This is a genomic window from Halochromatium sp. (assembly GCF_046541315.1).
In the GTDB taxonomy this organism is placed as follows: Bacteria; Pseudomonadota; Gammaproteobacteria; order Chromatiales; family Chromatiaceae; genus Lamprobacter.
In genome coordinates this window covers 1-11,753 of record NZ_JBKHDN010000080.1, presented here as the reverse complement: position 1 = coordinate 11,753, position 11,753 = coordinate 1, and the positions used below count along the sequence as shown (strand labels likewise).

10 protein-coding genes are annotated in these 11,753 nt (G+C 65.0%); 3 read left to right on the top strand and 7 right to left on the bottom strand.

Annotated features, from left to right (window positions below):
- The 6 genes from ACLFQI_RS07150 to fliF form a co-directional block, all read right to left on the bottom strand.
- A partial coding sequence (locus ACLFQI_RS07150; RefSeq protein WP_410758228.1) for a hypothetical protein occupies positions 1-773 on the bottom strand: 773 nt, incomplete at its 3' end.
- A 30-nt stretch (positions 774-803) separates the two neighbouring features.
- Positions 804-1,259: a flagellar export protein FliJ gene (gene fliJ / locus ACLFQI_RS07145; protein WP_410758227.1), complete on the bottom strand. Its 456-nt coding sequence runs from the start codon at positions 1,257-1,259 to the stop codon at positions 804-806.
- Positions 1,260-1,275: 16 nt separating this feature from the next.
- Positions 1,276-2,679, bottom strand: coding sequence for a flagellar protein export ATPase FliI (gene fliI / locus ACLFQI_RS07140; RefSeq protein ID WP_410758226.1), 1,404 nt, complete (start codon positions 2,677-2,679; stop codon positions 1,276-1,278).
- A 12-nt stretch (positions 2,680-2,691) separates the two neighbouring features.
- Positions 2,692-3,612, bottom strand: coding sequence for a flagellar assembly protein FliH (locus ACLFQI_RS07135; RefSeq protein ID WP_410758225.1), 921 nt, complete (start codon positions 3,610-3,612; stop codon positions 2,692-2,694).
- Complete coding sequence (gene fliG, locus ACLFQI_RS07130) at positions 3,605-4,639, bottom strand: flagellar motor switch protein FliG (RefSeq protein WP_410758224.1); 1,035 nt, start codon at positions 4,637-4,639, stop codon at positions 3,605-3,607. The genes ACLFQI_RS07135 and fliG overlap by 8 nt, the downstream gene beginning before the upstream one ends.
- Complete coding sequence (gene fliF / locus ACLFQI_RS07125) at positions 4,636-6,384, bottom strand: flagellar basal-body MS-ring/collar protein FliF (protein ID WP_410758223.1); 1,749 nt, start codon at positions 6,382-6,384, stop codon at positions 4,636-4,638. Before fliF ends, fliG begins: the two co-directional genes overlap by 4 nt.
- A gap of 307 nt (positions 6,385-6,691) precedes the next feature.
- Between fliF and fliE the strand changes: the two genes are divergently transcribed.
- Complete coding sequence (gene fliE, locus ACLFQI_RS07120; RefSeq protein ID WP_410758222.1) at positions 6,692-6,976, top strand: flagellar hook-basal body complex protein FliE; 285 nt, start codon at positions 6,692-6,694, stop codon at positions 6,974-6,976.
- Positions 6,977-7,032: 56 nt separating this feature from the next.
- Here the strand turns inward: fliE and ACLFQI_RS07115 are convergent, their stop codons facing one another.
- On the bottom strand, positions 7,033-7,410 hold the full coding sequence (locus ACLFQI_RS07115; protein WP_410758221.1) for a flagellar protein FlaG: 378 nt from the start codon (positions 7,408-7,410) through the stop codon (positions 7,033-7,035).
- A gap of 196 nt (positions 7,411-7,606) precedes the next feature.
- Here ACLFQI_RS07115 and ACLFQI_RS07110 point away from each other — a divergent pair, with 196 nt between their 5' ends.
- Together ACLFQI_RS07110 and metH are read left to right on the top strand one after the other, a co-directional pair.
- Positions 7,607-7,954 carry a cysteine-rich small domain-containing protein gene (locus ACLFQI_RS07110; protein WP_410758220.1) on the top strand — a complete coding sequence of 116 codons (348 nt, stop codon included), beginning with the start codon at positions 7,607-7,609 and terminating at the stop codon, positions 7,952-7,954.
- Positions 7,951-11,753: methionine synthase (metH, locus tag ACLFQI_RS07105; protein WP_410758218.1), on the top strand; the 3,803-nt coding region annotated here is incomplete at its 3' end. The genes ACLFQI_RS07110 and metH, both read left to right, overlap by 4 nt.

Sequence of the window (11,753 nt, the reverse complement as noted above, 5' to 3'; positions counted from 1 at the left end):
CGCTGGTGCTCAGGAACCGCTTGGGCGAGTTGCGCGAATAGGGCTTGGAACTCTTCAGCGGGCAATTGCTCAAGTTGCTCGAATTGCCCGACTTGCTCGCTGAGCTGGGCGAGCAGGGCATCCCTGTCTTCAGCCGAGAGCGATTTGGTCAATTCAGCGACCAACCTCTGATAATCGCTGTTCGAAAGATCCCTGGTCATCTCCGCAAACGGTACTGCAGATCCGTCGGCCGAGAGTGACTCTATCTGGCGAGCCAGCGAACTCTGGCCAGTCGATGAGGACAAGCCGGCAAACGAGGTCTGGTCAGCAAGCAGGGCGATCCACGCGTTGGTGGAAAGCGGCTGGCTCAAGTCGCTTGGCCGGGAACGGCCACCCGGCTGGGAACTGATCTCGCCATGAAGCCGATTCCGACTCGAGTCAGCGAACAAGGAGGCACGCTCATTCGCCATGCCCCACAGCTCATTCGCCATGCCCCGCAGGTTGGCCCCAGCTTCGAGAGGCGGATGCAGAGTCCGGTCGCCTCCAGCCTCGAGCACCTGATGCAGGTTGCCGGCATCAGCCAGGGTCGACTCACCGCGCAACGGCGCGGTCATCTCGGGCCTTTGCCCTGCCTGTGCCAGATACTGGGCGAAGGTGCTGGCCTGGGGCGACGATTGCGGCTGGTGGAACTGCGGCTGCGATTGGAGCTGGAACTGGGACTGCGCCCTCGCCTCAGCAGGCCTGCCGGCCGAGGCCTGGTCCCTGATCGAGGACAGTAGAAGCTGGATATCCATCAGAGATCTTCCTCATGCGAGATGCGCGATTTAGGCATCCTGATGTTGCAGCCGACGCCGAACTTCCCGATTGGTGACAAACTCATCGGTGAGACGCTGTTCCTGGCGGGCCGCCGCGAGTTGCTCCTGTAAGACCCGGCGAGCAGTCAGCGTCTCGTAGGAGGATAGCTTACACTGCTTGTTCTGCCATTGCTTGCGCGTCTTCGTGACCCGCTGTTGCTGGTCGATGAGCGCCTGGTGGGCACGCGCTAGGGCGTCGTCCAACGCGCTCATGAACTGCTGATAGTTGCGCATGGTAGCAGGATCGATGCCCTGACACATGGCCTGCTGCAGCCGTTGCGCGTACTCCTGGCGATAATTGCCCAGGGATTCGAGCTGCTGCGCCACCAGGCGCTCATTGTTGCGCTCGTTGGCAAGAATCTGTCCCGCCTGGTCGCGCGCTTCGCGGGCGAGTTCGGTGAGCGTATCCAGTGGTGTCGATGCCATCTATAGATCTCCTCCGCTACTGTCCGATGACAGCCGCTAGCGCTTTCCGTGCGTCGGCGACGCTGGCTGATTGTTCGATTCCCTGTTGTAAAAAGCTTTCGAGCTGCGGATAGCGCTGGACCGCCTCGTCGAGACCCGCGTCATGCCCTGGACTATACGCGCCAACGCTGATGAGGTCGCGATTGCGTTGATAGCGCGAGAACAGTTGCTTGAAACGCTGCGCCTGACGCTGTTGACGCTCATCGACGATCGCCGTCATCGCGCGGCTGATCGAGCCTTCGATATCGATGGCCGGATAATGCCCGGCGTCGGCGAGCTCGCGCGAGAGCGCGATGTGGCCGTCGAGGATGGCGCGCGCGGCATCGGCGATCGGGTCCTGCTGATCGTCGCCCTCGGTGAGGACCGTGTAGAAGGCGGTGATCGAGCCGCCACCGCGGGCGGCGTTGCCGGCACGCTCGACCAGATTCGGCATCTTGGCAAAGACCGAGGGCGGATAACCCTTGGTGGCGGGCGGTTCGCCCACCGCCAGCGCGATCTCGCGCTGGGCCATGGCAAAGCGGGTCAGCGAGTCCATGATCAGCAGCACTGCGCGGCCCTGATCGCGGAACCACTCGGCGAGCCGCGTGGCGTAGGAGGCGCCTTGCAACCGCTGCAACGGCGAGGTATCGGCCGGAGCCGCGACCACGACCGCGCGCCGCAACCCTTCCTTGCCCAGGATGTTGTCGATGAAGTCCTGCACCTCGCGGCCGCGCTCGCCGATCAGCGCCACCACGATGACATCCGCGCGGGTATAGCGCGCCATCATGCCGAGCAGGACCGATTTGCCCACGCCCGAGCCGGCAAACAGCCCCATGCGCTGGCCGACGCCGACGCTGAGCAGGGCATTGATGGCGCGGATGCCGACATCGATCTGCTGTTCGATGGGCGCGCGGGCGAGCGGGTTCAGCGGCGCCGCCACGAGATGCCCATAAGGCGCGTCGTCGAGTGCGCCGAGCCCGTCGAGCGGCTCGCCGTTGCCATCCACCACCCGTCCTAGCAGCGTCTCGCCGAGCGGAAACCGGCGCGCGCTGCCGCGCGTGCCTTCGCCGAGCGCGAAGACGCGCGCGCCTGGTTGCAGACCGGCGATCCCGGCCAGGGGCATGAGGAAGAGCTTTTCGTCCGAGAAGCCCACCACCTCGGCCTCGGCGAAGCGCGGTTCCTCGTCGCCCGCAGGCGCGGGCAGTTCGATCAGGCAGCCGCCACCGAGCGGGACCCGTAGCCCAACGGTTTCGATGATGAGCCCGGTGGCGCGCATCACCCGCCCGCTGGCGCGCCAGGGCTGGGCGACCTCGATGCGCGCACGCACCCGGGTCAGCGATTCTCCCCAGCGCTTGGTATGCGGAGTGAGGTTGGCTTGGCGGTTGCTAGCGAGGGCGCTCATGGACGAGGGCGCTCATGGGTTGGAGGCCGCATCCGCGGCGGCCATCAGCTCGCCGGCCGCCGCCGCGATCTCGCTCGTGGATGAACGCCCGCGCACTTGCTGGCGCACCGACTCCCAGCGCGACTCCCAGGTCGCATCCAGCTCGCCGTTGGCGCTGGTGACGCGGCAGCCGCCGCGGCTGACCTGATCGTCGGGCTGGAGCGCCCAGCCAGCAGCCTCCAGCTCTTGGCCGAGGGCCTGGCTGACCAGTGCATGATCCTTGGGATGGAGCCACAGCCGAGGACGCCCAAACATGGCCGGCTCGCTGTGCAGCAGCTGGCGCACCAGTTCCACCACTTGCGCCGGATGCGCCTCCAACGCGGCACCGGCTAGATGACGTCCGGTCGCCAGCGCCAACTCGACGAGTTCGCTCGCGATGTCATCGTCGAGTTGGGCGAGCGCCTGGCTAAAGTGGGTGGCGAGATTGCGCACCGGATCGAGCGTCTCTTGCAGCCGTTGCTGGAGTTCTTGTCGCGCCTCCTCCCGGCCTTGCGCCAACCCTTGGGCGTGACCTTCGGCATGACCTTGAGTATGGCCTTCGCTTTGCCCGGCTTGCAGACCCTCGCGATAGCCCTCCTGATAACCGGCTTCGCGCGCTTTCTTGCGCTCGGCCTCGAGCGCCGCCTTGCGTTGCGCCGCCGCGCGGCGTTGCTTGGCCTGATCGAGTTTGGCCTGAGCGGTTGTTTGCGGCGGTTTGGCGGGTGATGTCCGGGCAGGCCCGTCAGCCGCCTTGCGCTCGGCCTCTTGCTTGCTTGGCGTTGCCGGCGACCGAGCCGTTGCCTGACCGGCATTCCTGTCGCTCGCATTGCGCCGCGATGGGACCAATTCGTCCATCTGCCAGCGCCGCCAAGGCACCTCGCCTTCCTGCCCGAGCTTGGCGTCGGCCTCAGACATAGGTGTCGTCGCCGCCGCCGATGATGATCTCGCCGCTCTCCGCGAGGCGCCGCGCCACTTGCAGGATGGCCTTCTGCTCGGCCTCGACCTGCGAGACGCGCATCGGTCCGCGCGCCTCCATGTCCTCGCGCACCATATCCGCCGCGCGCGTGGACATGTTGCGCAGGAAGGTCTCGACCAGATCCTCGGGCGCGCCCTTCAGCGCCACCACCAGGCTGTCGGTGTCGATCTCCTTGAGCAGGAGCTGGATGCTGCGGTCGTCGAGTTCGATGAGGTTCTCGAACAGGAACATCTCGTCGATGATCTTCTGCGCCAGCTCCTCGTTGTGCGCGCGTACCGCCTCGATCGCCGCCTCTTCCTGCGTGGTGTTCATGATATTGAGGATCTCGGCTGCCGTGCGGATACCGCCCATCTTGCTGCGTTTCAGGGTCTGGCCGTCGAGCATGCCCGTCAGCACCTCGGTGAGTTCCTGCAGGGCGGCGGGCTGTACGCCGCTGAAGGTGGCGATACGCAGGACCACGTCATTGCGCAGCTTGTCGTCGAACTGCTCCAACACCGCCGATGCTTGTTTCCGCTCCAAATGGACCAGCACGGTGGCGATGATCTGCGGATGTTCGTCGCGGATCATCTCCGCGACCATCGACGCCTCCATCAAATTCAGGGTGTCGATGCCCGAGCCCCTCTTGTGCTCGAAGATGTCCTCGAGCAGGCTCGCCGCGCGCTCCTCGCCGAGCGCCTTGCTCAGTACCGAGCGGATGTATTCGTTGGAGTTCTTCAGCGCGATGTATTCGTCCTGCTCATTGATAAAGGCCTCCAACACCGCGTTCATCTGCGCGTGGGAGATCTGGCTGAGCTGGGTCATCGCGGTGCTGACGTCCTGCACCTCCTGTTGCGACAGGTGCTTGAAGACCTCGGCAGCATCGTCGTCATGCAACGCGAGCATCAGGATCGCGCTGCGCTGCGCGCCGCTCAAGCCTTCGAGGGGATCGGCCTGTTGGGGTTGGGTCTGGGTCTCGGCGGGACTCATGTCTTCAACCAGTTGCGCACGATCATGGCGATGATCTGCGGATCGCGTTGTGCCATTTCACGCAATTCGGCGAGCTTTTGTTGATAGCCCAAGGCCTTATTGCGACGCGGCTTCTCGTAGATCTCGGCGTCTTCCGCGTCTTGATCCTCGTCCTCGTCTTCATCGCCAACCGTGGTGTCCACCTCGGGCTCGCTGGCTTCCGGCGGCTGCGGCGGGCGCGTGTAGTGCCTGATGAAGGGACGCAGCAGGAGCAGATAGACCAGCAGGAACCCGAGGAGCCACAGCAGCGGTTCGCTCAGCATGACCGCGAGGCGGATCGTCTCGGGGTCTTGCCACCACTCAGGCGCAGGACCGCGATCCTGGCGGCTGAAGGGGCGGCTGACGACCGCGATACTATCGCCGCGTTCGGCCGAGAATCCCATTGCCTCGCGGGCTAGGCGTTCCACCTGTGCAAGCTCCTCCTCGCTCGGCGCCACAGTCTGCCACTCGCCGTCGGCGTCCAGTTCGTTGCGGTGATCGACCACCACCGCGGCCGAGATGCGCCGCAGCTGTCCGCGCTGTTGGCGGACATGGGCGACGTTGCGGTCGACCTCGTAGTTGACCACGTCATCGCGCTGCAAGCTGTTGGTGCCGGCGAAGGGCGCCGCCGCGCCATTCTCCTCTTCGTCATCCTCTGCGTCATCCTCTGCGGCCGCATCTTGCGCCTCGTCGTCTGGTTCCTCCGGTTCCGGCAGGTCGATCGGCGAGGGGGCAACGCCCGGCGGGGTATTGCTGAGCGCGCCCGGAATGCCACCGACCAGATCGTCATCGCCAGTATAGCTGACGTTGGATTGGCGACTGCGGACCGATGCCTCGTTTGGAGGTTGATTCGGCGCATAGCGCTCGGAAGTCTCCTCGCGGTGTGAGAAATCGATCTGCGCCGAGACCCGCGCGCGCACCCGGTCGCGGCCGAAGAGGGGCTCCAGGATCTCTTCGATGCGGCGCTGGTAGCCCTGCTCGACCTCGTTGCGGTACTCCAGCTGGGTGACGTCCATCTTGTCCGGATCGTGGGTCCGCGAGAGCATGCGCCCGCGCTGATCGACGATGGTCACCTCCTCGGTGGCGAGTTCCGGCACGCTGCTGGCGACGAAATGCCGGATGGCGTCGACCTGGCCTTCGCTCAGGCTGCGCCCGCCGAACAGGGTGAGCACCACCGAGGCCTTGGCCGGCTCGCGCTCGCGCACGAATACCGAGGACCGCGCCATGGCGATATGCACGCGGGCCTCCTCCACCGGGGCGAGCGACTCGATCGAGCGCGAAAGTTCCCCTTCTAGCCCGCGTTGGAAGTTGACCTGTTCGGCAAACTGGCTGATGCCGAAGGGTTGATCCTCCATCAGCTCGAAGCCGACATTGCCGCCGCGCGGCAGCCCCTGCTCAGCGAGCTGCATGCGCAGGCTATGCACCTGATCGCCCGGAACCAGGAGCGCCTGGCCGCCTTGGCTGAATCGATACGGCACGCCGCGGGCATCGAGTTCGCTGATGATGCGACCGCCGTCGGCTTCGTTGATATTGCTGAACAGCACCCGATAATCGGGCGCACGCGCCCATAGCAGCACCGCTGTGAGCAGCGCCACCAGGGCGGCACCGCCGATGAGCAGGACGACAGGCAGGTTGCCACGCACGAATGCCTGCAGCCGTTGCAGCGGACCTTGTTCGCTTGGGCGCGGACTTTGATCGTTTGGGCTCGCGTCGTCCCCGTTACTCATGTGCGCCTCCGGCGGAGAGTGTTACATGCTATCCGGCGCATCATGGGTTGGGGGCATACGATCTCATGAGGGAAGGTTGGCATCGGTCCGTCCGGGTTGGGCGTCCGTTGTGCCGCAAGTATAAGGCGATACACTATCGGACTGAAGCGGTTTCGCCAAAGGTGGGAATAAGGGTATTTTATCCATGCAATTAGAGCGATCCCAGGACGGTCGAGGCTGCTAGGGTCGCCTGATCGGGCAACAACAGGCAACGAGCAGGAGAAACCAGATGAGCAGTCCACCCAGCCTGGAGCCGGCCCTTGCCGCGATGCGCCAGCTGGCCACTCAGGCCGGCGGCGGCTCATCGAATCCGGCGGGTCCGGTCGCCGCCGGCGGCTTTGCCGGCGAGCTGCGCGCGTCGATTATGCGCATCAACGCCTTGCAGATGAATGCGACGGAAAAAGGCAAGGCGTTTCAGGCCGGTGACCCGGAGATAACGCTGAACGATCTGATGATCGACAAGCAAAAGGCCAGCGTGGCCTTCCAGTTTGGCCTCCAAGTCCGTAATCGGCTGATCACCGCCTACCGGGATGTGATGAACATGCAGGTGTGAGCGCTGCGTCCTGGGCCTTGCGCTGGCCAGACCCGGACGCACGTACTGGCTCAGACTCAGGCCTCGAGGCTGAGCAAGCCGCCCGATGCCGATTGCATTTCCTCGATGCGCTGCGCGATGCGCAGGATCTCCTCCGGGGGCACCTGGCGGATCAGCTCGCCGGATTCTCGATCGACGACGCGAATGATCAGGCGCTCGCCTGGATCGCTGAGTTCGAACTGAACGCCATATTCGTTCATGACCTCGTTCACGCGCTGCACCGCCTCCTCGAGGTCGCTGCGGCCAGGGGCCTGGTTACTCTCGGCCTGGGCGAGGGCACCACCGGCGGTGGGCAACTCCTCAAGCAAGTCCTCCAGGCGCTCGCGCGGGTTGAACTGATTGACAGGGGCGGATTTCGGGGCGGTTTGGCTGATGTCGGCGATTGAGGACGACATGATGGTCTGGCTCCATGATCAAGAGAGGTTATGGGGGCTCGGCTCGATGGTTCTGGGGAAGGGAGACGGCCTGGAGGCGATGCGGCCGACCTCTGGAGATTTTATCGGCCAACCGTAACCAAACTTTAGCAGCTCGCACCGGCTGCTTGGCCGATGCGGTCGCGGTGGGCCGTCGCAGTCAAAGGTGGTATTGGCGATGCAGCCGAAAGATTCGACGAATCATCAGGGATTCAAGGGGTTTACGAACGACCATTGTCCGTTCCTGCCTTGTCATCCCGGTGTCAAGCGAGAATTCAACTGCCTTTTTTGTTATTGTCCCCTCATCGCGTACGAATGTCCGGGCCCTTATGAGGTCTTCACGGATGCCAACGGCGTCACCCGCAAGGACTGCTCGGCTTGTACGCTTCCTCACGATGGTTATCAGGCCTCGTGGGCCTTCATCCAGAAGTGGCTGGCGCAGCCGGTGGTCTGGAATGGCCATCCTCAGCATGCGCGTTACCTGCGCAAGGCGCACCGCAAGCCCGGACCCAGCAAATTATTATGAGTGATCGAACCAGCCTCCTGAAGCAACGCCTCGACCAGACCATCCTCATCCTCGACGGTGCCATGGGCACCATGATCCAGCGCCGCAAGCTGGAGGAGGCCGACTATCGCGGCAAGCGCTTCCAGGACTGGCCGAGCGACCTCAAGGGCAACAACGACCTGCTGGTGCTGACCCGGCCCGATCTGATCGCCGACATCCACGGCGAGTACCTGGCCGCCGGCGCCGACATCATCGAGGCCAACACCTTCAACGCCACCCGCATCGCGATGGCCGATTACGGCATGGAGGAGCTGGCCTACGAGATCAACGTCGAGGCGGCCAGGCTGGCGCGCAAGATCGCCGACGGCTACTCAACGCCAGACAAGCCGCGCTTCGTCGCCGGGATTCTCGGCCCGACCAACCGCACCGCGTCGATCTCGCCGGACGTGAACGATCCGGGCTTTCGCAACATCGATTTCGACACCCTGGTCGCGGCCTACGCCGAGTCCACCCGCGGGCTGATCGAGGGCGGCGCCGACATCCTGCTGGTCGAGACCGTGTTCGATACCCTCAACGCCAAGGCGGCGCTGTTCGCGGTCTGGAAGGTGTTCGACGAGGACGGCGTCGAATTGCCGATCATGATCTCCGGCACCATCACCGACCAATCCGGCCGCACCCTCACCGGCCAGACCACCGAGGCCTTCTACAACTCGCTGCGCCACGCCCAGCCGCTCAGCATCGGCCTCAACTGCGCGCTCGGTCCAAAGGAGCTGCGACCCTACGTCGAAGAGCTCGCGCGCATCGCCGAGTGCCGGGTCTCGGCGCATCCCAACGCCGGCCTGCCGAACGAGCTCGGCGGCTACGATCTGGGGCCCGAGGAGATGGCCGAGCAGGTCTCGGAGTGGGCGGCGAGCGGCTTCCTGAACATCGTCGGCGGCTGCTGCGGCACCGGTCCCGAGCACATCGAGGCGATCGCCAAGGCCGTCGCTGGGATGACCCCGCGCGCGGCCAAGGTGCTGGAACCGGCCTGCCGCCTCTCCGGCCTCGAGCCGATGAACATCACCGCCGAGAGCTTCTTCGTCAACGTCGGCGAGCGCACCAACGTCACCGGCTCGGCGCGCTTCAAGCGCCTGATCAAGGAGGAGGACTACGACACCGCGCTGAGTGTGGCGCTGGAGCAGGTCGAGGGTGGCGCCCAGATCATCGACGTCAACATGGACGAGGGCCTGCTGGAGTCGGCCGAGGCGATGCATCGGTTCCTGAACTTGACCGCCGCCGAGCCCGACATCGCGCGGGTGCCGGTGATGATCGACTCCTCGAAGTGGAACGTCATCGAGACCGGGCTGAAATGCGTGCAGGGCAAGGCCATCGTCAACTCGATCTCGCTCAAGGAGGGCGAGGAGAGGTTCATCGCGCAGGCGCGCCTGTGCCGGCGCTACGGCGCGGCGGTGATCGTGATGGCCTTCGACGAGGTCGGCCAGGCCGATACGAAAGAACGCAAGGTCGAGATCTGCACCCGCGCCTACAGGATCCTGACCGAGCAGGTCGGCTATCCGGCCGAGGACATCATCTTCGACCCGAACATCTTCGCGGTCGCCACCGGCATCGAGGAGCACAACAACTACGCGGTCGATTTCATCGAGGCCACCCGCGAGATCAAGCGCACGCTGCCGCACGCCAAGGTCTCCGGCGGCGTCTCCAATGTCTCGTTCTCGTTTCGCGGCAACAACCCGGTGCGCGAGGCGATCCACGCCGTGTTCCTCTATCACGCCATCAAGGCCGGCATGGACATGGGGATCGTCAACGCCGGGCAGCTGGCGATCTACGACGATCTGCCCGAGGAGCTGCGCGAGGCGGTCGAGGACGTGATCCTGAATCGGCGCGACGATGCCACCGAGCGACTGCTGGATCTGGCGCCCAAGTACAAGGGCGACGGCTCCAGCGCCGAGAAGGTCGAGGACCTCGAGTGGCGCAGCTGGCCGGTCAACAAGCGCCTCGAACACTCGCTGGTCAAGGGCATCACCGAATATATCGAAGAGGATACCGAGGCCGCGCGTCAGGCCGCCGAGAAACCGCTGCACGTGATCGAAGGACCGCTGATGGACGGCATGAACGTGGTCGGCGATCTGTTCGGCGAGGGCAAGATGTTCCTGCCGCAGGTGGTCAAGTCGGCGCGCGTGATGAAGAAGGCGGTGGCCTATCTGTTCCCGTACCTGGAGGCCGAGAAGGAGGCCTCTGGCACCCAGCACGAGAGCAACGGCAAGTTCCTGATCGCGACCGTCAAGGGCGACGTGCACGACATCGGCAAGAACATCGTCGGCGTGGTCTTGCAATGCAACAGCTACGAGGTAATCGATCTCGGCGTCATGGTGCCGACCGAGACCATCCTGCAGCGGGCGCGCGAGGAGCAGGCCGACATCATCGGACTCTCCGGCCTGATCACGCCGTCATTGGATGAGATGGTCCATGTCGCCAAGGAGATGCAGCGCCAGGGCATGACCCAGCCGCTGCTGATCGGCGGCGCGACGACCTCGAAGGTGCACACCGCGGTGAAGATCGCGCCGCAGCGCGAGGAGCCGGTGATCTATGTGCCCGATGCCTCGCGCGCGGTCGGCGTGGTCTCGAACCTGCTGAGCAAGACCCAGCGCGACGGCTATGTCGCCGGCATCGTCGAGGAGTACGCCGAGGTCCGCGCCAAACGCGAGGCCAAGGGCAAGACCAGCAAGCTGATGGGCCTCGCCGAGGCGCGTGCGAACAAGACCGAGATCGACTGGGCCAGCTATGAGCCGCCGAGGCCGGCGATTTTGGCCGCTGGCGCCGAGGCCGGGCAGGGTGGCGATGCGGTCGCAGCGGCGCCTGACGTCGACCATGCAACGGCGACGGGGGCAGACGGTGACGCAGCGGCAGCAGCGCGGTCAAAGGTCGACATGGCGACGGGTCCGAGCGGCGACATGGCGGCGATACTCGCGGCCGCGCTACCAGGGCTCGATGCCAAGGACATCCAGCTCGAGCGCAGCGGTGATGGCCTGATCCTGACCGTCGACGACTTTCCGCTCGACGATCTGGTCCACTACATCGACTGGACGCCCTTCTTCAAGGCCTGGGAGCTGGCCGGCAAGTATCCGGCCATCCTCACCGACGAGATCGTCGGCAAGGAGGCGCAGCAATTGTTCGACGACGCGCTGCCGTTCCTCGAGCGCGTGGTCGGGGAACGCTGGCTCACTGCACGCTGCGTCTGTGGCTTCTTCCCGGCCAACCGGGTCGGCGACGACGACATCGCCATCTACTCCGACGAGACCCGCAGCGAGATCACCGCGACCCTGCACATGCTGCGCCAGCAGATGCAACGCACCGCCGGCAAGGGTCAGCCCAACGTCAGCCTCGCCGACTATGTGGCGCCGGCGGATTCGCACAAGCGCGATTGGGTCGGGGCCTTCGCGGTCACCGCTGGTGTCGGCATCGACGAGCATCTGGAGCGCTTCGAGGCCGATCACGACGACTACAGCGCGATCATGCTCAAGGCGCTCGCCGACCGGCTCGCCGAGGCCTTCGCCGAGCGCCTGCATCAACTGGTGCGCACCCAACTCTGGGGCTACAAGCCGGGCGAGCAGCTCGACAACGACGCGCTGATCGCCGAGAAGTACGAGGGCATCCGCCCGGCACCCGGCTATGCCGCCTGCCCCGATCACACCGAGAAGGGGACGCTTTGGGAGTTGCTCAAGCCCGACGAGCGCATCGGCCTGACCATCACCGAGAGCTTCGCGATGCTGCCCACCGCAGCCGTCTCCGGCTGGTACTTCGCGCATCCGCAGTCGCGCTA